The sequence below is a fragment of the Lentibacillus populi genome (assembly GCA_014642895.1).
Taxonomy (GTDB): domain Bacteria; phylum Bacillota; class Bacilli; order Bacillales; family Amphibacillaceae; genus Lentibacillus_C; species Lentibacillus_C populi.
The window spans coordinates 1-23053 of sequence record BMJD01000028.1 but is presented as its reverse complement, the minus strand read 5'-3'; the positions used below and the strand labels follow the sequence as shown (position 1 = coordinate 23053).

General features: G+C 40.5%; 28 protein-coding genes and 1 other RNA gene. 3 read left to right on the top strand and 26 right to left on the bottom strand.

Annotated elements, in window-relative coordinates; translation table 11 throughout:
• Positions 1-103: 103 nt before the first annotated feature.
• The 8 genes from IEX12_RS15370 to metG form a co-directional block, all read right to left on the bottom strand.
• Entirely contained in the window at positions 104-283 is a 180-nt protein-coding gene (locus IEX12_RS15370; protein ID WP_088051762.1) for a small, acid-soluble spore protein, alpha/beta type, read from the bottom strand.
• A 152-nt stretch (positions 284-435) separates the two neighbouring features.
• Positions 436-699: a biofilm formation stimulator Veg gene (gene veg, locus IEX12_RS15365; protein WP_088051761.1), complete on the bottom strand. Its 264-nt coding sequence runs from the start codon at positions 697-699 to the stop codon at positions 436-438.
• 225 nt (positions 700-924) lie between these two features.
• Positions 925-1803, bottom strand: a complete 879-nt coding sequence (gene yabG / locus IEX12_RS15360; protein WP_088051760.1) for a sporulation peptidase YabG — start codon at positions 1801-1803, stop codon at positions 925-927.
• 238 nt (positions 1804-2041) lie between these two features.
• Positions 2042-2929 carry a 16S rRNA (adenine(1518)-N(6)/adenine(1519)-N(6))-dimethyltransferase RsmA gene (rsmA, locus tag IEX12_RS15355; protein WP_188725459.1) on the bottom strand — a complete coding sequence of 296 codons (888 nt, stop codon included), beginning with the start codon at positions 2927-2929 and terminating at the stop codon, positions 2042-2044.
• A complete protein-coding gene (rnmV, locus tag IEX12_RS15350) occupies positions 2919-3488 on the bottom strand; it encodes a ribonuclease M5 (RefSeq protein ID WP_188725458.1) in 570 nt (189 codons plus the stop codon). Before rnmV ends, rsmA begins: the two co-directional genes overlap by 11 nt.
• 167 nt (positions 3489-3655) lie before the next feature.
• The gene (locus IEX12_RS15345) at positions 3656-4876 is read right to left on the bottom strand and encodes a resuscitation-promoting factor (protein ID WP_188725457.1); all 1221 of its coding nucleotides are present in this window, start codon (positions 4874-4876) and stop codon (positions 3656-3658) included.
• A 262-nt stretch (positions 4877-5138) separates the two neighbouring features.
• A complete protein-coding gene (locus IEX12_RS15340; RefSeq protein ID WP_102416389.1) occupies positions 5139-5906 on the bottom strand; it encodes a TatD family hydrolase in 768 nt (255 codons plus the stop codon).
• Between the two features lie 240 nt (positions 5907-6146).
• Positions 6147-8105 carry a methionine--tRNA ligase gene (gene metG, locus IEX12_RS15335; RefSeq protein WP_188725456.1) on the bottom strand — a complete coding sequence of 653 codons (1959 nt, stop codon included), beginning with the start codon at positions 8103-8105 and terminating at the stop codon, positions 6147-6149.
• Positions 8106-8348: 243 nt separating this feature from the next.
• On the opposite strand from metG, the gene abrB reads away from it, so the two are divergent.
• Entirely contained in the window at positions 8349-8627 is a 279-nt protein-coding gene (gene abrB / locus IEX12_RS15330; protein ID WP_088051754.1) for a transition state genes transcriptional regulator AbrB, read from the top strand.
• Between the two features lie 99 nt (positions 8628-8726).
• Here the strand turns inward: abrB and rsmI are convergent, their stop codons facing one another.
• From rsmI to tadA, 18 genes are all read right to left on the bottom strand, one after another.
• Complete coding sequence (gene rsmI, locus IEX12_RS15325) at positions 8727-9614, bottom strand: 16S rRNA (cytidine(1402)-2'-O)-methyltransferase (protein ID WP_102416391.1); 888 nt, start codon at positions 9612-9614, stop codon at positions 8727-8729.
• Complete coding sequence (locus IEX12_RS15320; protein ID WP_088051752.1) at positions 9580-9873, bottom strand: GIY-YIG nuclease family protein; 294 nt, start codon at positions 9871-9873, stop codon at positions 9580-9582. Before IEX12_RS15320 ends, rsmI begins: the two co-directional genes overlap by 35 nt.
• Positions 9860-10606 (bottom strand): tRNA1(Val) (adenine(37)-N6)-methyltransferase, encoded by a 747-nt coding sequence (locus IEX12_RS15315; protein ID WP_102416392.1) that lies wholly within the window; start codon positions 10604-10606, stop codon positions 9860-9862. The genes IEX12_RS15320 and IEX12_RS15315 overlap by 14 nt, the downstream gene beginning before the upstream one ends.
• Before the next feature lie 72 nt (positions 10607-10678).
• Positions 10679-11023 (bottom strand): DNA replication initiation control protein YabA, encoded by a 345-nt coding sequence (yabA, locus tag IEX12_RS15310; RefSeq protein WP_102416470.1) that lies wholly within the window; start codon positions 11021-11023, stop codon positions 10679-10681.
• 14 nt (positions 11024-11037) lie between these two features.
• Complete coding sequence (locus IEX12_RS15305; protein ID WP_088051750.1) at positions 11038-11865, bottom strand: PSP1 domain-containing protein; 828 nt, start codon at positions 11863-11865, stop codon at positions 11038-11040.
• Positions 11866-11871: 6 nt separating this feature from the next.
• Positions 11872-12861 (bottom strand): DNA polymerase III subunit delta', encoded by a 990-nt coding sequence (gene holB, locus IEX12_RS15300; RefSeq protein ID WP_088051749.1) that lies wholly within the window; start codon positions 12859-12861, stop codon positions 11872-11874.
• A 96-nt stretch (positions 12862-12957) separates the two neighbouring features.
• Positions 12958-13395 (bottom strand): YaaR family protein, encoded by a 438-nt coding sequence (locus IEX12_RS15295; protein ID WP_088051748.1) that lies wholly within the window; start codon positions 13393-13395, stop codon positions 12958-12960.
• A gap of 225 nt (positions 13396-13620) precedes the next feature.
• Positions 13621-13950, bottom strand: coding sequence for a cyclic di-AMP receptor DarA (gene darA, locus IEX12_RS15290; protein ID WP_088051747.1), 330 nt, complete (start codon positions 13948-13950; stop codon positions 13621-13623).
• A 15-nt stretch (positions 13951-13965) separates the two neighbouring features.
• Entirely contained in the window at positions 13966-14604 is a 639-nt protein-coding gene (gene tmk / locus IEX12_RS15285) for a dTMP kinase (protein ID WP_088051746.1), read from the bottom strand.
• Positions 14601-16052 carry an aminotransferase class I/II-fold pyridoxal phosphate-dependent enzyme gene (locus tag IEX12_RS15280; RefSeq protein WP_088053472.1) on the bottom strand — a complete coding sequence of 484 codons (1452 nt, stop codon included), beginning with the start codon at positions 16050-16052 and terminating at the stop codon, positions 14601-14603. Before IEX12_RS15280 ends, tmk begins: the two co-directional genes overlap by 4 nt.
• Positions 16053-16199: 147 nt before the next feature.
• Positions 16200-16391: a sigma factor G inhibitor Gin gene (locus IEX12_RS15275; RefSeq protein WP_088051745.1), complete on the bottom strand. Its 192-nt coding sequence runs from the start codon at positions 16389-16391 to the stop codon at positions 16200-16202.
• Positions 16392-16552: 161 nt separating this feature from the next.
• A complete protein-coding gene (locus IEX12_RS15270) occupies positions 16553-16819 on the bottom strand; it encodes a pro-sigmaK processing inhibitor BofA family protein (RefSeq protein ID WP_088051744.1) in 267 nt (88 codons plus the stop codon).
• A gap of 75 nt (positions 16820-16894) precedes the next feature.
• On the bottom strand, positions 16895-17110 hold the full coding sequence (locus IEX12_RS15265; RefSeq protein ID WP_088051743.1) for a YaaL family protein: 216 nt from the start codon (positions 17108-17110) through the stop codon (positions 16895-16897).
• Between the two features lie 15 nt (positions 17111-17125).
• Entirely contained in the window at positions 17126-17722 is a 597-nt protein-coding gene (gene recR, locus IEX12_RS15260) for a recombination mediator RecR (RefSeq protein WP_088051742.1), read from the bottom strand.
• Positions 17723-17739: 17 nt separating this feature from the next.
• Positions 17740-18054 (bottom strand): YbaB/EbfC family nucleoid-associated protein, encoded by a 315-nt coding sequence (locus IEX12_RS15255; protein WP_088051741.1) that lies wholly within the window; start codon positions 18052-18054, stop codon positions 17740-17742.
• 86 nt (positions 18055-18140) lie between these two features.
• Positions 18141-19835 carry a DNA polymerase III subunit gamma/tau gene (gene dnaX, locus IEX12_RS15250; RefSeq protein WP_088051740.1) on the bottom strand — a complete coding sequence of 565 codons (1695 nt, stop codon included), beginning with the start codon at positions 19833-19835 and terminating at the stop codon, positions 18141-18143.
• Between the two features lie 303 nt (positions 19836-20138).
• An RNA gene (ffs, locus tag IEX12_RS15245) (signal recognition particle sRNA large type) lies at positions 20139-20405 on the bottom strand.
• A gap of 76 nt (positions 20406-20481) precedes the next feature.
• On the bottom strand, positions 20482-20946 hold the full coding sequence (gene tadA, locus IEX12_RS15240) for a tRNA adenosine(34) deaminase TadA (protein WP_088051739.1): 465 nt from the start codon (positions 20944-20946) through the stop codon (positions 20482-20484).
• Between the two features lie 80 nt (positions 20947-21026).
• Between tadA and IEX12_RS15235 the strand changes: the two genes are divergently transcribed.
• Together IEX12_RS15235 and IEX12_RS15230 are read left to right on the top strand one after the other, a co-directional pair.
• The gene (locus IEX12_RS15235; protein WP_088051738.1) at positions 21027-21560 is read left to right on the top strand and encodes a cysteine hydrolase family protein; all 534 of its coding nucleotides are present in this window, start codon (positions 21027-21029) and stop codon (positions 21558-21560) included.
• Between the two features lie 67 nt (positions 21561-21627).
• Complete coding sequence (locus IEX12_RS15230; protein ID WP_088051737.1) at positions 21628-22926, top strand: glycoside hydrolase family 18 protein; 1299 nt, start codon at positions 21628-21630, stop codon at positions 22924-22926.
• Positions 22927-23053: the final 127 nt, after the last annotated feature.

The window sequence follows — 23053 nt, the reverse complement described above, 5'->3', positions numbered from 1 at the left end:
GGGGGTGTTCGACGATAATGGTTTCGGGGTTCGAGATGTTTTCACACTCCAAGTAAGTGCATCTATCCCGGAGTAGTGATTATTGAAAAAGGCAAACCCCCAATTAGGGTCTGCCTCCTTGTTGCATGTTCTGCTCAGCTATTTCAATCGCCCGTTTCACCATGTTACCAGCATCTCGAGCTTTGATGCCGCCCCAGCCTTCTTCTTTTACTGTGTCGTAAAAACCTAACTCTTTGGCAATTTCTTCCTTCAATTGGTCTGACATAATTCCACGTCTGCCCATGAAAGAACTCCCCTTTCTAATGTGAGCTTTTTTCTTACGACATTTATAGCTTTCACCGACAAGCAAAACATACACCCGTTATTTGTATGTAAAAGAGGAAATAATTAATCCTTTACGTCTTCATAATATGCAAAAAGCAGTAAACATGATGTCTACTGCTCCATTACCATCGCTTTTCTGTCATCCTGAAAACTTAGTTCTACTGTCTCTGTTAAAACGTCTGCATAGCTGTATGAAACACGTTCGAATGCGTTCTCGTCTTGATCAAGTTCAACAATGAAAACAGAAGGATACGTTTCTGCCAGCACACCGCACCGTTCAATTGTTTTCCTTCTCCCTCCATTGGCTCTTAGCCTTAACCTTTTGCCTTTTTGACACTCAAGACCTTGCTTAATTTCGATTAATGTTTTTGCCACTATACTCCACCTCACTAAATATATGATACCACATGCTTGTATAATAGTCAAATGAAACTTTTTATTATAACAGTATACCTTTTTTCATGTCAACAGCGAAAATCAAATATCTGCATTATTATTTCGTAAATGTTAAAAAAATATGTATGACAATTTAAAATTAATCTTGGCTGATGCTGAAAAACACCAGCCGTAATTTATCAGGACCAGCTTTGCTTTTATTTTTCAGTTTTCCATCGGTTCCTGGTCTTCCTCAAGATATGGCATCCCGGTCCGAAGCAAGCCTCTTGTTTCAATACCGCCCATTCCTTTTTCACCTGTTAAGGTATTCCGTAATGCATCCCAGACACCAACCTTTTCCATAAACGGGGTATAGGCGATTTTCGCCGCTATATAGACCGGGTCAAGCGCATGTATGTTAATTCTGGATGGAGAGCTGGCAAAGTTTGCCCCGGCCCGGATAAGTGATTCAAAATGGGACTGGCATGCCCCCGCAAAAATAACAAGCTGATCCAATTGAGGGATAATTTGCCTTGCCTCTCGAACCGTCTCGGCAAAATACTTTGAATGACGGTAGGCTCGGAGGTCATTCTTCAATCCTTTATTTTTCGAAAATGAATCATGACCAGTTATCACAATAATATCTGGCCGAATTTTTTCAACAAGTGCTCCAATCTCAAAGGGCATTTCTTTTTCGTTCAAATGCATACCATGAACCTGTAATCCCATACGTTGGTATAATTCAATACATTTCTTTAAATAAATTCTGTCCCCATCCAAATGCAGCACGCTGGCTGGCAGCTGAAAATACTTTGTTGGGTAGGTAAATCCACCAGTTGATTGATAATCACGTTTTTCTTTCATTAATTGATAATCCTGTCGAAACAAGCGATAGGAAGACTCCTCTTGTTCTTTTCCTTTTTTGCGTCTTTTTTCCAATTCGCGATCCTGTACATGTACAAGATCATGTGCCGGCGCATCTGCCTCCAGACGAATATCTTCACCATGCAGGATCACAAGATCATTTGCCTGTGACGAAACCCGAAACAATAAATCATGATGATACGATTTGCGTGTAACCAGATCTCCAGTTAAAAAATTCATAAAGCCACCTCACAAGCCTTCAAATGAAAGCATCCCTGACATAGCCTATGTTGGAAAATAAATTTGCGTGCGAAGAAATCTACTGCATTTTCTCTAGTGGCCATCGTTATTAGAGGATACCCTGATTTCTATTTTCGGAACGGATTAAAAAAGCTATTGTCACTCAAAAGACAATAGCTAACATTATTATTCAGCTAACTTAACAAAGGCGTAAGTGCCAAGCAAAATAGAGCCAAATTTATATATTTTCTTGTCTTAAAAAAAAGGCATTTGCAAGTTTTGCGAACTCAGTCATCGTGAGTGATTCTCCGCGCCTGGCTCCATCGACTCCAATTGAATCCAATATCATGTTAATATCTTCCTTTACAAATGTCCCTTTAAAATAATTGGTTAAATTATTTTTTAATGTTTTTCTTCGCTGGGCAAATGCAGCTCGAACAAGCGTAAAAAAATATTCCTCGTCTAGTACATCGACAGGCGGCGTATCCTTTATGGTAAGCTTTAATACACTTGAATCAACATTTGGTTTTGGCATAAAAACGCCTTTTGGAACATGCATCACAACCTTGGCATTTGTATAATATTGTACAGCAATGGATAATGACCCATAGCTTTTTGAATTGGGTTCAGCCGCCATCCGGGCCGCAACCTCCTGCTGAATCATGACAGTTATACTGACGATTGGCAGCTTCTCCCTTAAAAGTTTCATCAAAATTGGTGTTGTAATGTAATATGGTAAATTAGCTACAATATGGATAGCCTGTTCAGGTTGAAAGTTTGCCTTTATTGCTGCATGAACATCCGCTTCTAAGATATCCTGATGGATCAAGTTAATATTATCGTAACCATCCAGCGTATCCTCCAATATTGGCAAAAGACGCTGATCAATTTCAAATGCTATAACATTATTGGCATGAATCGCTAATTGTTCGGTCAAAGCGCCGATCCCCGGACCGATTTCTATTACCCCTGCTTGCTTATCAATTCCTGCTTCCCTGATAATATTCCCAAGGATATTGACATCGACTAAAAAGTTTTGACCAAGGCTTTTTTTAAAGAAAAATTGATACTTGTTCAGAATTTCATTTGTACGGGTTGGGGTAGCAATATACTTTTTACTCGCCATTAGTTTCCTCCTGCAGTATACGCTTTATCGTTTGTTCAAATTGGGAGCGGGTAATTTCAAACATGCTTAATCGCTTCAATAGCTGCTTCCCATTAGTATGTCCAATTTGCAATAGTTGACCAAGTCTATCCCTTCTTGAACTAGCCTTTGACCCGCCGACCAGGCCATAATGGATGAGGTCATGCTTCGTAATATCACTACGCTTTGTTTCGGACAATTCATATACATCCGCTAACGCCTGTCTGATTGCGGTAACCGAGGCATGTTCTATTCCTAAGCTTTTGCGAAGCGGATGCTTCGCCCTTGCATCATCCTGTGTTAAAAAAGCATGTTTGCAGCCTGGTACTGCCTGATCAATAATATGGCGAATTCGCTCTCCAGGGTAATCCGGATCCGTAAAAATAATGACACCACGTTTCGTTTGTGCATGCCGGATCTGCGCAAGTTTCCTATGATTAATAGCGGATCCATTCGTCTCAATTGTATCTGCATCAACCGCTTGGCAGATTTTCGCTGTATCGTCGCGTCCTTCGACAACGATAACTTCCTTAATCTTCAAAATCTATACCTCATTCCATCCTGTTTACTTCCCGAATGTAAGAAAACAATGCTCCTACCATAATAGCATGGCAAGAGCAATGTTTTCACTTATTATGAAAAGGCTATATATATTTTATCAATAAGAGCCGAATGTTATAAGCAGCAAAAGTGACTGTATATTTAAATTTAGTTAATTAATTTCACTTTTACTTTCTTTCTCCCAAAGCTGTAGGCGTCCGCTTTCGTCGGTACGTGTAAATCGATATGATTCCCACTAAAACCTCCTGTATCCGCTGCAATGGCATTACCGTATCCTTCAACCCATACTTTCGAACCTAATGGGATAACATTTGGATCAACAGCTATTACTTTAGCATTCGGATTTGCTTTTAAATCAATACCTGTTGCAGTATGACCGGAACACCCGCTGCAATCAGCTGTAAATGCCGTCGCAGTCATATACAGCACTTCAGCATTGGAATCATTATTGCTGGAAACTGGTTTAACAACGTTGGGTTCTGATGCGGTTTCCGACTCAGGCTCCTTCGCCCCGATTGCAACGATGCGGTTTACGCTTTCTACTGTGATTTCCGTATTGATTAAATCTCCTCTTTTTTCTTCACCATTCTTCTTATACGCTTCATAGGTTTTTTCCAGTTTTCCCTGTTTACCTTCTTTAATTACCTTTTCCTCGCCCTTTTCAAGGGTATCATCCTTTTTTGTTTCTGTTTCAATTGGAACTGGTTCTTCCAATACGATATTTGGCAATTTTTCGATACGAGTAATCGTAATGGCCGTATCTCTTGTTACCTGTTCATCTAGAGCTGGTTCGATTTTATCATCACTGTCTGCTTCATATGTAATATCTTTTGCCGCTAAAAATTCCTCAATTGTGCCACCTGTTGTCCAGTATTGCTGCTTGTCGCCGCCATCGTTCACAGCAATTTGAAACGCCTTTTTAATCTTCAGTTCCAGGCCATCCTTGATCGCATCATCCGGGGCAAATGACGTATCATCATGCTTGGTAAAAGATAAATCATTGGCCTTTAGGAATTCTCCGATCGTTTCCTCCGTTGTAAAATATTCCTTTTCAGCACCATCAATTTTTACTACAACCTGTTTGGCATGCTTCACATTAATCATCATGCCATCTTCAATTGCAGTAGCAGGACCGGGAGATAAGTCATCATGTTCGCCAATAGCAATTCCCTCTTCATTAAGCAGTTCTTCTACAGTATTTGCATGTGTTTTCACTGTTTGTTTTTTTCCGTCTTCTGTAAGGGCCACTTCAGCTTTCTGCGCTTCTATCAACAGCAGACTGGAAAATACCGCAAGTGCTAATACACCAATACCAGAGATAACCAGCTTCCATTTCAACGCCGGCAACAGCTTTGAAATTACTTTCATGCTTCTTGCCTCCCTTATTTCCTTTTTAGGTATAGTAACAGTCATATGCGAAATCAAAGCAATTCCGTTTACGGTTTGGTTACAATCTGATTACATCTGCAAATACATCGTATATGTTTTCTGTTTTTAAACCCATAAAATGCTGTTACAGAGGGTATCTATACGTGTTACAAAACTGAAAAAAAGAGACCAGAATACACTCTGATCTCTACTTTAACCGGTCTAATTTTTTGTTGACTATTACAGCTAATTTACGACATTTTTACGTGATTCCAAAAAGAGAAAAGGCATTTTCTGTCGTGACTTTACCGATTTCCTCGAAGGACATATCTCTTAATTCAGCGATTTTTTCGGCAACCAATTTTACATATGCTGGTTCATTTCGTTTCCCGCGATTTGGATGTGGTGCTAAAAACGGTGCATCCGTTTCAATCAACAATCGGTCTAAAGGTACTTGAACGGCAACTTCCTTTGGTAATGGGGCATTTTTAAAGGTAACAGGACCGCCAAGCGAAATATAGAAGTTCATGTCCAAACATGCTTGTACATAATCGGCCGAATCATTATAACAATGCATAATACCACCAACCTGTTTGGCATCTTCCTCCTGTAAAACTTCCAAGATATCCTCTGTTGCTTCCCTGTTGTGAATAATTATCGGCATATTTACTTTTTTGGCAAGCCGGATCTGTTTGCGGAAAACATCCTTCTGAATATCTTTTGGTGACTTATCCCAATGATAGTCCAGACCCATTTCCCCGATTGCCACTACTTTTGGATGCTTGGCTAGCTCTTCAATCCACTTGAGCTCCTCATCTGTCATGTCAATCGCATCAACCGGATGCCAACCTACTGCAGCATAAATGGACGCATATTGTTCGGCAATCTCAATAGCAAGCGGAATGGTTTCCCGGTCAAACCCGACAACAACCATATATTCAACACCTGTAGCAAATGCCCGCTTAATTACCTCGTTACGGTCTTCAAAAAACTGCTCTGCATTTAAATGTACGTGCGTATCAAATAGCACAGTAACCCTCCTTTTAGAGGATGTTCAAAAAACCAGTGGAAAACACTTTGAACATCCCCTCGAACACACTCTTATATAAGAAAAACACTGACGCGTCTTTCTAATGGCAGAAGTCAGAGGTCAGAGTGGAAGAAATCGGCGAGGTAGCCGATTTCAATATCTTTACTACCTGCCAATTCTTATATTTTCTTAACCTTGGAAAAAGCCAACCCGTATATACGGTATTCGCCTTTCACTCAACTACTTCACTACTGAACCGTTCGGCAGTGCCTGCTCAACTGTTGCTAATGCCAGTTTTCCACCAGCATCTTCGCCGGAAAGAATCATTCCTTCAGACATTTCCCCGCGTAATTTAACCGGCTTCAAGTTTGTTACACAAATAACCTTTTTACCGATAAGCTCATCAGGCTGATAATGTTCGGCAATCCCGGAAATAACTTGACGTTTTTCCGATCCCAAATCGAGCTGCAGCTTTAACAGCTTGTCCGCCTTTTTCATTTTTTCGGCTTTAACAACCTCTGCTACGCGCATATCAAGCTTCATAAACGCTTCATAGACAATTTGCTCTTTCACTGCTGATGCATTACCTTTTGTTTCCTTTTTCGCTTCGAGAGGTTTTTGCATCATTGCTTTGATCGTTTTTATTTCTTCATCGACATCAAGACGCGGAAAAATTGGCTCCCCTTTTTCTACCTTTGTTCCAGGACTTATCTGCCCTTGTTTATGAACACTATCCCATTCCTTTAGAGCATCATCATTAATCCCCAATTGTCTAAACATCTCCGTTGGCGTTTCGGTCAGGAACGGCCGCAGCATGACAGCAGCAATCCGCAATGATTCCGCTAAATGAGCCATCACATTACCAAGACGTGCCTTTTTACTTTCATCCCTCGCCAAAATCCATGGCTCTGTTTCGTCAATATATTTGTTTGTCCGACTGATGAATTGCCATAATGACGAAAGGGCGACAGAAAACTGCATATTTTCCATTGCATTTTCTATTTTGCCGATTGTTTCCTCAGCAAGCTGTTCCAATCTCTGATCTACCTCTGTCTCTGCTTTTGTATATGCCGGAATTTCCCCATCGAAATATTTTACAATCATCGCAACTGTTCGATTTAACAGGTTACCTAGGTCATTCGCCAGATCATAATTCGTCCGTTCCACGAATCCCTCCGGCGTGAATACACCATCTGAACCAAACGGAACCTCACGCAGCAAATAATAACGAAGAGCGTCCAGCCCATAACGATCCGTAAGCTTGACAGGGTCGACCACGTTCCCTTTTGATTTGGACATTTTTCCATCCTTCATAAGAATCCAGCCATGGGCAAATACTTTTTTAGGGAGTGGCAAATCCAATGCCATCAACATAATTGGCCAGTAAATTGTATGGAATCGGACAATTTCCTTGCTCATTAAGTGGACATCGGCCGGCCAGTATTTTTGGAATTTGGCATCGTCTTCTGTTCCATAGCCAAGTGCTGTGATATAGTTACTGAGTGCGTCGATCCATACATAAATAACATGCTTTGGATCTCCCGGTACCTTAATCCCCCAGTCAAAGGTTGTGCGTGATACTGCCAAATCTTCCAGCCCCGGCTTAATAAAGTTATTCAGCATCTCGTTTTTACGACTTTCCGGCTGAATGAATTCCGGGTGCTCATCATAAAACTGTACAAGTCGATCAACATATTTGCTCATTTTAAAGAAGTACGATTCTTCCTTTACCTTTTCAACCGGTCCACCACAGTCAGGACAATGCCCGTCCTCCAGTTGACGTTCTGTAAAAAATGATTCACACGATGTACAATACCATCCTTCATACTCGTCTAAATAAATGTCACCTTGTTCTAATAACCGGGCAAATATCTTTTCCACCACTTTTTTATGGCGGTCTTGGGTTGTTCTAATGAAATCATCATTGGAAATGTTAAGCCGTTTCCATAGATCCTGAATACCACCAACAATATCGTCCACATATTCCTGTGGTGAAATTCCCTTCTCCTCTGCTTTTCGCTGGATCTTTTGCCCATGTTCATCTGTGCCGGTTAAATACATCACATCGTATCCGCGCAATCGCTTATAGCGTGCTATCGCATCTCCGGCTACAGTAGAATAGGCATGTCCAATATGCAAATTACCACTCGGATAATAAATTGGTGTTGTAATATAAAATGTCTTTTTTTCTTTCGGCATGTACTTTGACCTCCTGCACAAGTTCTTCTTTCTATTGTAGCGATTTTAACACAAGTTTTCCATTTTCGTGCTATTCATACTACATTTCTAAGCAGCTAATTTAAGGTAATCCAATTTTCAAATTTATTTTTATTTTAATTAAAAATTTATTGACACTTTTGGGAAACGTTGGTACTATATTGCATAGATACATGTCGAACCTTGACGAAAAACATTCTTAACCTATAGAGGGGAGAAAAAATTATGAAGTCTACAGGAATTGTAAGAAAAGTTGATGAACTGGGCCGTGTTGTCATACCGATTGAATTGCGTCGTACACTTGATATTCATGAAAAAGATGCATTGGAAATTTATGTCGATAATGACAAAATTGTTTTGAAAAAATACACACCAAACATGACATGCCAAATTACCGGGGAAACCTCTGACGAAAACATGTCATTTGCCAACGGGAAACTCATACTTAGCCCTGAAGGGGCAAAAAATTTAATAGAGGAAATCCAGTCACGATTTAATAAATAAGGGTAGAAAGTTTTTGAACGGTTAGCGAGACGTAAAATGAAAATAAGTTAATGTGGTAAAAGGGACTGACGCTTTACATCGCTAACGTTAGTCTCTTTTTTAATTGTTTACATGATACATTTGATAAACAGCTCGTTTTGCCATTTGCCGATCTTTGGCAACCTGTTTTATGGCCTCCTTATTATGCATCCCCACATTATCGATGTAATGATTAACATGTTCAATAACAGATAAGTGTCCCCACCATAGTTCTTTACTCGTATCCTTTTCATCGGTACTGCCTTCAACTACGATGCAAAACTCCCCTTTTAACTGCTTTTCCTCAAGCAAGCCGATAATCTCATCAACATTTCCTCTAGTATATTCCTCATATCGTTTGGTCAACTCTCTGGCAATGGCGATTTGCCGATTGCCAAGTACTTCTAGGATAGCTGCAAGCGTATCCTTGACCCGAAAAGGCGATTCATAAAACAACAATGTTGCCTGTAGTGACTGCAATCGCTCCAACTCGTTATGCTTTTCCTGCTTTTTTCTTGGTAAAAATCCGTAAAATAAAAATTCAGTTGATGGAAGTCCTGAACCAACTAAGGCACATAACGCTGCATTTGCTCCTGGTAAAACAACAACCGGAAAGTCCTGATTAATTGCTGTGCGAACAATCTCATATCCCGGATCTGACACTCCCGGCATCCCGGCATCACTTACGATTGCGATTGATTCACCATTTTCTAAACGAGCAATTAATTGTCCCTCCTTTGCTTCTTTATTGTGTTCATGATAACTCGTCAAGTGTGTTGCGATGTCAAAATGATTCAGTAGTTTTTTCGTATTTCTCGTATCTTCAGCGGCGATGATATTTACCGTACGCAGCACGTTTAATGCTCGATACGTAATATCCTCTAAATTGCCAATTGGGGTTGGGACAACATAGACTGTTCCTGCTTCCTGATTATCAAAGCTTTTTTGTATTTTCAACCCATACCACATCTTTCTTATTAAGACGTATTAATTGCTCCTTTTCTTTTCGGTCAAGCTGCTTAATCGCATATTCCTTTTGCATTGCTTCTTCCTTTGTTGGAAACCGCTCAATGAATTCAACCTGAAATGGACCCCGTCCTCTTGTATATTTTGCCCCTTTACCAGTTTCATGCAAACGTAATCGTCTTTTTAAATCATTTGTATAGCCTGTATATAACGTCCCATCTTTACATTTTAGTATATAGACAACATGTTCAAATTCCTCCATAAATGATTTCCTCTGCTTCTTTTGTGTATGTATTATCCGGGTTATAAATATATAACGGCGGCAGGATGGTCAGATCTGCTCTCCCATCACGGATTCCCTCAATTAAAAGCATATTAGCATCCCTGCCCATTTTTGGATAAACAAGCCGCATCCTTTTTGGCTCTAGCTTATAGTTGCGAAACAAGGTAATAATATCAACAAGTCGTCCCGGGCGGTGAACCATTGCCACCTTACCACCAGGGCGAACGTGCAATTTACAAGCCTTCACCACATCCTCTAACGTACAGAACACTTCATGCCTGGCAATTGTTAAATAATCATTTTTGTTATACTCCGTTTTGGCCGGGGTACGAAAATATGGAGGATTACACGTCACAACATCAAAATTGCTTTGGCCAAGCTGGGGCTGCATTGCTTTTAAATCACCATGAATCATTGTCACCTGTTCCTGCAGTCCATTCATTTGTACATTCCTGCTAGCCATGTCGAATAACCTCTCCTGTATTTCAACTGCTGTAATGTGTGCACGGGTTCTTCTTGATAGAAGCAGCGGAATAACTCCATTCCCCGTACACAAATCGAGAATACTGCCTTTTTTTAACGGAATAGAGGCAAAGTGTCCAAGCAAAACAGCATCCAACGAAAACGAAAAAACCGTCGGACTTTGAATGATTTTTATCGTTTCATCAGCTAATAAATAATCAAGTCGTTCATCATTATGTAATTCAACCATTTTCGGGATCCATCCTTATGACAGAAAAGCTGCCTCATGTGTCTTGGTAAGACATAGAGCCAGCTCGTACTTTTATTTCGTTTTGCTCAGGAAATCAAGACAAAAGATACAATCCTCATTCCTTCTGGGACTGCCGAATTCCAGATTGCAAATATGAAACCCTTCCTCGTACAGTCTTGCCAGATTATCATATCCCTCGCCCGGTATATCCTTTGGTTGCTGTATGTCTCCGACCTCTCTCTTATCCTGCTTGCTTGTATTTAAGTGATTACGCAAATTATGATTTTCCATCGTTAGCCGCTGATTCTCTTCAAGCAAACTGCCCAACTCATTCTTTAAATCTCCAAGCTGTTCATACAATTCACCAATACGTTTCTCCATATCGGATACTTGGTCAAAAATTTGCCTTTTGCTCAACATTTTACACCCCACTATTCCGTGGCTTGTGCTGAAATGATTCCCTCTTCGATTAGTTCATCTAATGTATATTCAATAACACGCTCTTTCTCTGGAAGCTCAATATGGATGACACGCTCAAGGATGTTCAGACCAACCACTTTTCCGTTCCCGAACGGTGTTTTTATCATTTCTCCTAAATCAGGCAGTACGCGTTTAGCCGTTTCGTAATCATCGTTTTCGTACTTTAAGCAGCACATTAGCCTGCCGCACAATCCGGATATTTTTGCTGGATTAAGCGAAAGGTTTTGGTCCTTGGCCATTTTAATGGAAACCGGCTCAAAGTCACCTAAAAATGTCGAACAGCAAAGCATCCTGCCGCACGGGCCAATCCCGCCAAGCATTTTCGCTTCATCACGTACACCAATTTGTCTAAGTTCAATCCGTGTTTTAAACAATGCTGCCAAATCTTTGACCAAATTACGAAAATCAACTCGTCCATCTGCTGTAAAATAGAAAATAATTTTATTCCGGTCAAATGTATATTCCACTTCTACTAGATTCATATCCAGATTATGTTCCGTAATCTTCCTGGCGCACGTCTCGAAAGCAGTTTCTGCTTGTTGCTGATTTTCAACGACCGTTATTTTATCCTTTTCATCAGCTATCCGCATAACCTGTTTCAACGGAAGAACGACATCTTCCTCATCAACCTGTTTACTGGCAATCACAACCTTGCCAAACTCAATGCCACGTATTGTCTCGACAATAACGTAGCTATCTATATCAATATCATGTTCCCCAGGATCAAAATAATATATTTTACCCGCTTTCTTGAAACGGACACCAATCACTTCAACCACTATTTATCACCTCTGTATTTGAAGTGTAAGTTGTTCCATCACTAACGTCGGATGAACATTTTGCTTCAATTTTTGTTTCGCCTTTAAAATAGCATTTAAAATTGCCAGAACCTTCTCCTGTGAAAAGGCCATCACGAGGTCTTCCAGTTTATTGCTGGATTTAGCAAATACAACGGTCGCATCCTCATAGCCGATATGTGACAGGAGAATATCTTTAAAGGCTAATAGTAATAAATCCATACCATGCTCCTGCCCACTTCTCTCATTAAAGTGGGGCAGCCACTTACTATGGATGAACAAATAAACATCGTCTGGATTAGCTGCAAACGTTTCTACTAATTGTACCATTAATTTTCGAGCCTGTGCAAACCACTCATCTTCATTCCAGTGTATTGCTTCAGTCAAGTTATTAGTGAGCGCACTGAAAAGTCTGGCGTTCGCTTCCGGTATTCCTGATTCCATTAACTGTTGCTGGAAAAGTTGTGGATTCAATGGCTTTAAATCAAGTATTTGGCAGCGTGAGCGAATGGTAGGGATAATAGATTGACTATTTTCTGCCAGCATAATGGCTGTCGTTGCTTTATTCGGTTCTTCCAGGAACTTTAAAATACGGTTTGCTGCATTTAATGTTAACGTATCAGCTGCTTTGATAATATAGACCTTCCGATTGGATTCCAAACCTGAGTACATAAATTCCTTCTGCAGTTTATCAATTTGTTCCTTCTTAATTGATTGCCCTTCAGGCTCTATCCAAAGTACATCAGGGTGATTTTTCGATGCTATTCGCTGACACGCATTACAGGTTTGGCATGGTTCAACACCATCTTTATTGGAACAAAACACACTTTTAGCAAGCTGAAGTGCTATCTTCTCTTTCCCGGTTCCTCGTTCTCCGCTAATCAAGTATGCATGTGAAATTCGCCCTTTTTCCATACTATTCGTAATAATTTTACCTGCCAATGGTTGGATTTCCTTTATTTCTTCCCATGTTTTCATTGCTTTTCGTCCTTCAGTTCTAATTTCCGGAATGTTAGATATTTTAACAAAGTTAAACTGTACAAAAACTATATGATTGTACTTCCACTTTTTTCTTTATCTATATAAATTAATTAATAACCCTTTGATTTCTCCAATAATACCTAATAAATCAACCGTTTTTTTCTCTTGGCTCATCATTTCCTCGGTTAATTCAATTAATTTTTCATCTACCTTTTTGACGATGGTCAGTTTTCGACTTTGACTTGCTTCAAAGCTGTGTGATTTCTGCAGATGAAGACCACTATACACTGTTTCCTGTAAAAAACTCTTCACCATACGCTTGAATTTCACCAAGTCACGAAATGAACGAAAGCGGGCAAGCCTGTCTCCTTGCAGCGTAATGTCCTTCATTAATTGCTGAAGCTCCTGTTGCTTCAGTTTTTGCGTATGCGACTCCATGACACCGTCAAATGATTGCCTGCCATCTATATTATTTCGATTATTTTTAGCTGCGGAATCGATTTGTCCCCGCATTTCCTGGGTAATTTTCATTGGGATGACCCCTTTAATCCATATGTACGGAAGCGCAGTAGATCAAACCTGCTAATCGGGCGCTTCCGCTTTTGATCGTCTAGCTCCAGCGCCCAGCGGCTAGTGGACTTCCCTCACCTCCGTACGATAAGTCAACATCGCCTCGCTACGCTCACCGTGTTTCCTTTATCTCCTACGGCTCAGTCCAGTCCATACGCCGCTAAACGGGCGCTTCCGCTTTTGAAGTTAAAATTGAAAGAATGATTCGATTGGGAGGATGAATACGGTTGCTCCGCCTACTTCTACTTTGACCGGTTTTGGAATGTAGGAGTCGGCATTACCGCCCATTGGCGAAATTGGTGCTACCATTTGTTCCCGCTGTGAGCAATTATCCCGGATAATTTTAAGGGCCTCATCGACATATTCATCCTCGCAGCCAATCATGAGTGTTGTATTTCCTTCTTTAAGAAATCCGCCAGTTGTAGCAAGCTTTGTCGTTTTAAAGTTTTCTTCACCAAGTGCATCTACCAGACGGTTGGAATCCTTATCCTGCGTGACTGCAATAATCAGCTTCATTATTCAAAACCTCCTTTACTTATTGTTTTCTCTCAAATAAGAAACAATTTTGTCTTTTGCATCTAATTCCACCTGCTCAAGCGGCTGATCAGCATTGATCGTTGTAAAACGATCGGAAAACCTTGTTCTTAATATGTTATACGCCTCATATACTTGCTCATGAAAATGAATCGTTTCTAAATCCAATCGGTTCTTTTCTCTATTCTTATTCGCCGTAATACGCTGTAATCCCTTTTTTGGTTCGATATCAAAAAATAAGGTTAGATCCGGCATACAGTGATCAATGGCAAATTGATTGATCGACCATACCTCATCGATTCCTAATCCTCTTGCATATCCTTGGTAGGCAAGACTACTATCAACAAACCGGTCACATAATATAATATTCCCTTTTTCTAATGCTGGTAACACTTTTTCGACTAAATGCTGTCTCCGTGCTGCAGCATATAGCAATGCTTCTGTCCGACCATCCATTTCGGTGTTTAACGGATCCAGAATGATTCCCCTTATTTTCTCGGCAATTTCGATCCCGCCTGGCTCACGTGTGATGACTACAGCAAACCCTAACTGCTGCAGTTTATTTCCTAAAGAATGAAGAATGGTCGTCTTTCCGGCTCCTTCAACGCCCTCAAATGTTATAAAATGTCCGTTCACGTATTTTTCTCCTTTATCTGTCCGGTAAAAACACGGATACCCCTTGTTATATCTCGGTGTTGAATTGTAACACCTTGGATGATTAATTGTTCGATTATCTTGATATGATCTCCTGTAATCCGCTCGCCTTTCATGACTAGTGGTATTCCAGGCGGATATGGGATTACCGCTTCCGCCGCTACCTTGCCGATTGCCTGCTTAAGCGAAACGGTTGCTGTTTTATGCTGATTCATTTTCTGGTAAGGCAAGCTAAGCGTGCCCATTTTTTTGGAAAACATTTTTGTTATCTCTATTGTAGCATGACTTTCGATTATTTTTAATTGATCCATCACGCTTTTCATTACTTTCCGCAACTGCATAAGTTTTTCAAAGGGCTGCAGTCCATGAATAAATAACACCTGATTATGTGTAGCTAATTCCGGATAGATCCCGCCTTGTTCAAAATAGTGAGCTAATTCAAATCCAGTAAGCCCTGGTTTCACGCTTAACGTTAATTTAAGTGGGTCATCAAATTCAGTAATTGGTAAAAGATTCCAAAACCCACTTAAAGCAAAAGATTTTCTGACTTGCATAACACTCGTTTTCACAGCTTCTATGTCTGTTGGTGAAATGGATGCTAAAAATGATCGTGCTATATCCAATGACGCCATTAATGGATAGGAAGGGCTGCTTGATTGCAGCATTTGTAAATAATGGGCTATCCGATCTGCTGCAATTCGTTCCGTCTTCATATGTAAATAGGAGGCCATGGTCAGTGCCGGTGCCATTTTATGTGCTGATTGAACAACAATATCGGCACCAAGCTTTAAAGCAGACGGTGGAAATGGATCACCAAGTGAAAAATGTACCCCATGTGCCTCATCAATTAGTATGGGGATATTATAGGAATGAACCAAGTCGATCATCTGTCTTAGCGGATATGTTTTACCAAAATAGTCCGGGTAGGTTAAGACAACTGCCTTAACATCAGGATGTATTTCCAACGCCTGTTTAAGTGTATCAATGTCTGGGTGTGTAAAACGACCAACTGATTCATCATATAATGGTGCAATAAAAACTGGCATTGCACCAGACAACTCTAACCCATTGATAATTGATTTATGGCTATTACGCTGCACAATAATTTTTTCCCCCGCTGAACAAGCGGCGAGAATCATCGCCAGATTCCCCACTGTACTCCCACCGACAAGGAAAAAGGTCTGGTTTGCACCAAAAAAATTTGCGGCAAGTTGCTCAGCCTCAGCAATTACCCCATTAGGCGCATGCAGATCATCCAAACCAGTCAATTCGGTCAAATCAATCGGCAGAATATGATTGAATGTGTTTTTGGCATCATCAAGGAATATAGATCCATTTTTATGCCCTGGTACATGAAAGGAAATAGGGTGTTGTTCGCTAAATTGGATTAACCTTGCGTATAGTGGTGTATCTTGCTGATTTAGTTTCATGATTTTACGTCCTCTTTCTTTATCCTCCCCCAATATTAATCCAATAAAAAAAGCCTTTGCAAGTAAAAATGCAAAGACTACAAAAGCTTCTATTTTGTACAAGGCAAAGTGGGCAACGTCAAGCTCGGTCGCCTCCGCTTTTTGTACTTATGAGTGTAGTGTTGGTTGATTCATATTTTTTAACTTTTGTAGATAATAATGATATTTTTCTTCTCTTGGCTCTGTGTGAATCATGTTTCGTTCACATTCACAACAGATAAACATTTTGTATAAATGAATTCCTTTTTCTTTCTCTTCCTCACATATACCACAGCGTTCCATTGAAATAGTTTGTTTCATCTCCCCACCTCCGTTAGCTTAGTATCTCCTAATCTAACGAAATCTATACATGTAATCTGTAAAACTTTCTTATAGTTAACTATATGTTTTATTAGCCTGTTTGTTTCCATAAACAGGCCAAAAAAACCAGGCATATACCATACGTCCCGGCTTTTTGCTTTTTATGAAATGATAAACAATTGGATCGCAGCAAGTGAGGCTACTCCAAACAAGCCTAAAAAACCTGATACGACAGTTGTAAATAGATTGATAGGTATATGCAGACCAATTGCCCCGCCAAACACGTTAAAGAAAAATAAAAACAAGATGCCAATCCCTAACTTCACCGTGCTGTGGGCGATAAAACGCATTGGCTTTGCAGGTGCCCCAACAATTAAAAGTAATACAATTAATGCAACCATAATGGAAATAACAACGGTTGAGCTCAAAACCTTCAACTCCTTCTCCTTGTCCCTTTCTACTATCTATGAAAGAAAACGAGGAAAAAGAACTGGAAACAAGCATTAATTATAGCGAATCGCGCTGATTTTCCGGTGACGTGCCTCCCGCAGTAAAAATAAATACTTTGCTTGAGCAAGATTCTCCCGATAGATACTTGTGTCCATTGGTTCGATACTCCTCTCAACAAGAGAGCGAATTTGTTTCCATTCTCGCTCCAGGGTAAAAATGGAATCCAATAGTTGTTCATCGATATCTTTTTTCTTTATTTTTTTACTCATGACAGTACCAAACTCCTACAAATCCCTTCTGCCTTCCAATGCCTTTGATAATGTAACCTCATCAGCATATTCCAAGTCACCGCCGACAGGTAACCCATGGGCTATCCGCGTTGTTCTGATACCCGATGGTTTAACAAGACGGGAAATATACATCGCCGTTGCCTCACCCTCGATATTTGGATTTGTTGCTAATATTAATTCTTTCACTTCTTCATCTTTTAAACGATTAAGCAGATCGGGAATATTAATATCTTCCGGACCAATGCCATCCATCGGCGAGATAGCACCATGCAGGACGTGATATTTTCCATGAAACTCTTTCATCTTTTCCATTGCAATGACATCTTTCGGATCCTGAACAACACAAATAATCGACTGATCACGTGACTCGTCTTGACAAATCGCACAAGGGTCCTGATCGGTTATATGACCGCAAATAGAACAGTGTGTCAGTTCGCGTTTTGCATTGACTAATGAATTAGCAAAATCCATTACATCATCATCATTCATATTAATCACAAAAAAAGCCAGACGGACTGCTGTTTTTGGTCCGATCCCTGGCAGTTTTGTGAAACTATCAATCAATTTGGAAATCGGTTCTGGATAATACATTTAGTTGCCCCCTAGAACTAGAACATTCCGGGCATATTTAATCCTTTCGTGAATTGCCCCATTGTTTCGTTGGTTTTCTCGTCAATTTGTTTTAAACAATCATTAGTTGCTGCTAAAATCAGATCCTGCAGCATTTCTACATCATCTGGGTCAACAACTTCTTCTTTAATTTGCACATCGGTAATTTCTTTCTTTCCGTTCGCTGTAACTGTTACCATTCCACCACCGCTTGAGGCCTCAAAGCTCATTTCATAAAGCTCATCCTGTGCAGCCATCATTTTCTTTTGCATTTTTTGCATTTGCTTCATCATATTACCCATATTACCCTTCATGGAAAATTCCTCCTTTAAATTTACAGTTGTAGCGTTTAGCTCCCAGGGTTATAAGGCAGTAATACCCTGGACAGCTGCCTATGTTGCTAATCTTTTATCTCCAGCAAATCATCGCCAACCAGTTTTCTTGCCTCTTCAATTAATGGATCAGCTTGTTCTTCCAATTGCTGGTCGTTCGTTTGCTGTTCTTGCTGTTGAATATATTCACGGCGTAACTCTTGCCAATTATTATCCGGAATCGGGATAATTGTCAAATGTTTTCCGATAGCTTTTTCCAGTATAGATTCACTTGTCTCCCGGTGTTCAAGAAAAAGAGAACAGTGTATTTCATATTTGAATGCGACGACAAGCGCTTGGCTGGACGCCGCTGCCGGCTTACTATCCTGAATGGTTGCATGTGCCGGTGCGTTTGTCGCCTTTAAAGCGTTTAAAAACGCGGCCCACTCGGTTCTTACCTGTTTCAATGCCGGCTTTTCCGCCTCCTGTAAAACGGAACGAATTTTTTCATACGGAATTTTATAGCTGTTTTTCGTTTGTCTCGGCTGGGATCGCCTTGATACTGATTGTGCTGGTTGACTTACTACCTGGGCCGGTGATTCCCTTAGTGTCTTCAATTCCTGTTCCAATTGTTCCAATCGACTTGTAAGCTTGGCAACCGTTTCTGAATCATTCGTTATGACTGCTTGACTTGATCCACGATCGTTATTTACAATCGTCAATATCGCCATTTCAATAAACACTTTCGGGCTGTTCGACCACTTCATCTCCTGTTGACATTGGTTCAACTGGATGATTGCTTCCTGGATCCAGTTAGCAGCCACTTGATCTGCCAATTGCTTGAAATCATCATCGATCAACGCACGTTCCAAAATTCCTTCTAATGAAGGTGCACTTTGATAAAGCAGCAAATCACGCATGAAATAAATCAAATCAAAAACAAATCGTCCCGGATCTTTCCCTCGTTGGATTAATTCATCCAATATTTTTAATGACTGCTGAGCATCTTTTTCATGCATTGCTTTTACAATATTGGTCAAAAGCTTTTGCGAAACCCCACCCGTCACCGCTAACACATCAGCTAATTCCACACGATCGTCACTGTAAGAAATGGCCTGATCTAAAATACTTAATGCATCACGCATTCCACCTTCAGCAGCTAGTGCTACCACTTCTAATGCCTCTTGTGAAACCGAAATTCCTTCAGATTCTATAATTGTTTTCATCCGATCCACAATAGCTTGATTAGAAATCGGTTTGAAATCGAAACGCTGGCACCTTGAAATGATGGTTAATGGTATTTTATGTGGTTCTGTCGTTGCTAAAATAAATACAACATGCTTTGGGGGCTCTTCCAGTGTTTTTAATAAAGCATTAAATGCATTTACCGATATCATATGAACTTCATCAATAATATACACTTTATATGGAACAGAGCTGGAAGCATATTTCACCTTGTCACGTATCTCCCGAATATCTTCTACGCTCGTATTCGATGCAGCATCCATTTCGATAATATCAGAAATTGAACCATCCTGAATACCACGGCAGGATGCACATTCATTACATGGTTCTTTTATCGGTGCATGCTCACAATTGATCGTTTTTGCAAAAATCTTCGCTGCACTCGTTTTCCCTGTACCACGTGGACCGGAAAATAAATACGCATGCGAAAATTTTTGCTGCACAATAGCATTCTGTAAGGTTCTAGTAATGTGTTCCTGTCCAACAACATCTGCAAACGTTTTTGGACGCCAAACACGATATAATGCTTGATAGCTCATAACGAACGTTCCCCTTTGTCAATTCATTCTAATTATACCCGATTTAAGGGGCAGATGTGAACCATAACATCCGTTTTGCATCGAAATGCGCTCGACTTTTTCATAGTTACCGTTCAGTTGCTGAAAGTTCCCGGTAAAATGCATAAAGTTGGTGATCAAATGGTGAGATTCCCGATCAAGCAATATAAAATTCATCGATCAAAATAGCTAAAAACTACTCATCAAATAGGCTAGATACCGATGAATAAAAAGGCTGTATCAATGCCATTTCTGCCATTGATACAGCCTTTTCGATTATGTAAACCGTGCACCCATCGTCGATGAAACGTCCCTAAGCGTTACTTAAGTTCATGGCTCAGTCCAGGCTTCCCCACGGCACACAGAGGAATCCACTTACTGCTGCTTCCTTCCGGACCTGACAGGGTTCATGGGTCTCTGTTGCGCAGGACCTGAGACGTCAACACCAATCCCTTAAGGCAGACCTTAAAGTCGCCTCACCTTGGATGGGGATTCGGCCTCGCTATAGCGGATTGCGAGTACAGGGCACCGCTACCTCCCCACTTAGCACGGCATGTTTTATTATAAAGCGTTTTTAAGACAAATGCAATGGAAATCTATGGACAAGAACAGTAAACTTTATCCATCTCTACATTTGTTTTTTCTTATTACGTAATCCCCGGAAAAAGTCAGTCAATAACTGCCCACATTCTCGTTCCAATACACCCGCGGTTACTTCTGCCTGATGATTAAACCGGTTATCATCCAATAAATTCATTAATGTCCCAGCACAGCCCGCTTTTGGATCAGATGCTCCAAAGACAACACGGGCAATCCGTGACTGAACGATCGCACCCGCACACATTGGACACGGTTCGAGTGTTACATAAAGGGTACAATCTTCCAACCGCCAGCTGCCAATTTCCTGATTTGCCTGTTCAATTGCAAGCAATTCGGCATGTGACAACGTTAATTGGGATGTTTCCCGAACGTTAAATCCGGTAGCAATAACCTCCCCATGATAAACAATCACCGCACCAATCGGAACCTCACCAGCTTCTTGTGCTTGCAATGCCTGGTTCAGTGCTTCACGCATGTATTTTTCATCATCCATTATAAATCACCACGCAGGAAAAAAGTTTTAAATCTGTTTAATTAGGAAAAAAATAAACAAGAAACGAAAGGGGCATTGCTATGAACATTTCAATGGAAAACAGTGCTGTCTTGTTTATCGACCTTATCAATGACTTTAAATTTGAAGGCGGGGAACGATTACTTCACCACACAAAGGAAATTCTGCCAAATCTAAAAAGACTGAAGTCATTTGCCAAAGAAAATAATCTACCTGTTATTTATATTAATGATCATTACAATTTGTGGCAAGCGGATTTTCATAAAGTAGTAGAGTATTGCAGAAATGACGCTAGCCGTGAAGTAATTGATGCAATGAAGCCTGCTCCCGACGATTACTTTTTTATAAAACCGAAGCACTCCGCCTTTTTTCAAACACCATTGCAATCATTGTTAACCCATTTAAAAAAGACAAACCTGATTATGTCAGGAATCGCAGGGGATATTTGTATATTATTCTCGGCGAAGGATGCTTACATGTATGAATACTCCCTGCACGTTCCGGAAAATTGTATGGCATCCAATGAAAAACAAGGCAATGAATATGCCCTCTATTTAATGCGCACCGTGATGGATGCAAACACTGAACCAATTTAGCAAGCATATGGAAAGCTTCCTTCGCATATTTTGTAAGTAGAGTTAAAACGGAAAGGAGGAAGCTTCCTTGCAAATTTATGTCATAAAGTCAGGGGATACGCTTTATCAAATTGCCGATACATATGGCACGACTACTACAGCACTTATTGATGCTAATGAGCTTGATGCACCAAATGAGCTTGTAGTTGGGCAGGCACTGGTTATTCCAATTATTGGCCAATTTTATTTTGTCCAGCCAGGTGACACCTTATATGCAATCGCGCAAAGGTTTGGGATGTCCTATCAGGAACTGGCACAGATTAATAATATCCCGGCAGGAAATGTACTACAAGCTGGGTTCCGGTTATATATTCCGGAACAACCAAAGAGAGAAATCACATCCAATGCCTATATTGAACCTTATGGTGAAACCGTATCCCAATCATTAATTAATGCTGCAGAAAACGCTGCCCCATATCTCACCTATCTTGCGCCATTCAGTTATACGATTAACAGTGATGGTACACTAAACCCTCCACCATTGGACAACTTCAGACAAATAGCTGCAAACAATAATGCATCCTTAATGCTTGTCGTATCCAATCTTCAAGGAGGTGAGTTCAGCACGGAATTAGGCAGAACGATCCTGAACAACCAAACCGTACAAAATAATTTATTGGACAATATTATTGCAACTGCCAATGCTGGGGGTTACCGTGATGTCCATTTTGATCTGGAATTTTTGCCCCCGGAGAACAGGGAAGACTATAATACTTTTTTACGAAAAGCAAGGGACCGCCTGCATGCTAACGGGTTGTTGCTGTCAACGGCCTTAGCACCAAAGACAAGCGCAACACAGCAAGGAGTAGTGTATGAGGCACATGATTACGCAGCACATGGCGAAATTGCCGATATGGTTGTGTTAATGACGTATGAGTGGGGGTACAGTTATGGACCGCCAATGGCAGTATCACCGATCAATCAAGTGCGTAACGTAGTCAACTTCGCCTTAAGTGTTATGCCTGCTGATAAAATTTTGCTCGGTCAGAATTTATACGGCTATGATTGGACATTGCCATTCGAACAAGGCGGTGAACCAGCCAGGGCGATTAGTCCGCAGCAAGCAATAACAATTGCACGTGAGCAGAATGTGGCAATTGAATACGATCAGGAATCACAAGCACCTTTTTATCATTATACGGATGATCAAGGGAATCGTCATGAAGTCTGGTTTGAAGATGCTCGTTCGATCCAAGCTAAATTTGACCTCATTAAGGAATTAGGACTGCGTGGAATCAGTTACTGGAAGCTTGGGTTACGTTTTCCGCAGAATTGGTTGTTGCTTGCTGATAATTTTACAATTAGGAAAGCGGGACCATCGTCATAAAACCGATTAAAAATCCCCAAAGCTTTTAACGAGGCCACTGAAAATCTTATGATTTTTCAATGGAACTAATATCTGTATCAAAAAAAAGCGACTTGAAATTCATTTTATTGAATTACAAGTCGCTTTT

Bases quoted from the DNA above. Each gene is read 5' to 3' on its own strand.
- IEX12_RS15235 (WP_088051738.1), top strand. From the start codon at position 21,027: ATGAACATTTCAATGGAAAACAGTGCTGTCTTGTTTATCGACCTTATC.
- IEX12_RS15280 (WP_088053472.1), bottom strand. From the start codon at position 16,052: ATGAAACTAAATCAGCAAGATACACCACTATACGCAAGGTTAATCCAA.
- IEX12_RS15295 (WP_088051748.1), bottom strand. From the start codon at position 13,395: ATGAAAATTACCCAGGAAATGCGGGGACAAATCGATTCCGCAGCTAAA.
- rsmI (WP_102416391.1), bottom strand. From the start codon at position 9,614: ATGTGGTATGGGTTGAAAATACAAAAAAGCTTTGATAATCAGGAAGCA.
- holB (WP_088051749.1), bottom strand. From the start codon at position 12,861: ATGAAAACATGGGAAGAAATAAAGGAAATCCAACCATTGGCAGGTAAA.
- darA (WP_088051747.1), bottom strand. From the start codon at position 13,950: ATGAAGCTGATTATTGCAGTCACGCAGGATAAGGATTCCAACCGTCTG.
- abrB (WP_088051754.1), top strand. From the start codon at position 8,349: ATGAAGTCTACAGGAATTGTAAGAAAAGTTGATGAACTGGGCCGTGTT.
- IEX12_RS15315 (WP_102416392.1), bottom strand. From the start codon at position 10,606: ATGGTTGAATTACATAATGATGAACGACTTGATTATTTATTAGCTGAT.
- dnaX (WP_088051740.1), bottom strand. From the start codon at position 19,835: ATGAGCTATCAAGCATTATATCGTGTTTGGCGTCCAAAAACGTTTGCA.
- IEX12_RS15275 (WP_088051745.1), bottom strand. From the start codon at position 16,391: ATGAAACAAACTATTTCAATGGAACGCTGTGGTATATGTGAGGAAGAG.
- IEX12_RS15345 (WP_188725457.1), bottom strand. From the start codon at position 4,876: ATGAAAGTAATTTCAAAGCTGTTGCCGGCGTTGAAATGGAAGCTGGTT.
- IEX12_RS15370 (WP_088051762.1), bottom strand. From the start codon at position 283: ATGGGCAGACGTGGAATTATGTCAGACCAATTGAAGGAAGAAATTGCC.
- IEX12_RS15255 (WP_088051741.1), bottom strand. From the start codon at position 18,054: ATGAAGGGTAATATGGGTAATATGATGAAGCAAATGCAAAAAATGCAA.
- rsmA (WP_188725459.1), bottom strand. From the start codon at position 2,929: ATGGCGAGTAAAAAGTATATTGCTACCCCAACCCGTACAAATGAAATT.
- tadA (WP_088051739.1), bottom strand. From the start codon at position 20,946: ATGGATGATGAAAAATACATGCGTGAAGCACTGAACCAGGCATTGCAA.
- yabG (WP_088051760.1), bottom strand. From the start codon at position 1,803: ATGAATTTTTTAACTGGAGATCTGGTTACACGCAAATCGTATCATCAT.
- IEX12_RS15265 (WP_088051743.1), bottom strand. From the start codon at position 17,110: ATGAGTAAAAAAATAAAGAAAAAAGATATCGATGAACAACTATTGGAT.
- metG (WP_188725456.1), bottom strand. From the start codon at position 8,105: ATGCCGAAAGAAAAAAAGACATTTTATATTACAACACCAATTTATTAT.
- recR (WP_088051742.1), bottom strand. From the start codon at position 17,722: ATGTATTATCCAGAACCGATTTCCAAATTGATTGATAGTTTCACAAAA.
- IEX12_RS15320 (WP_088051752.1), bottom strand. From the start codon at position 9,873: ATGGAGGAATTTGAACATGTTGTCTATATACTAAAATGTAAAGATGGG.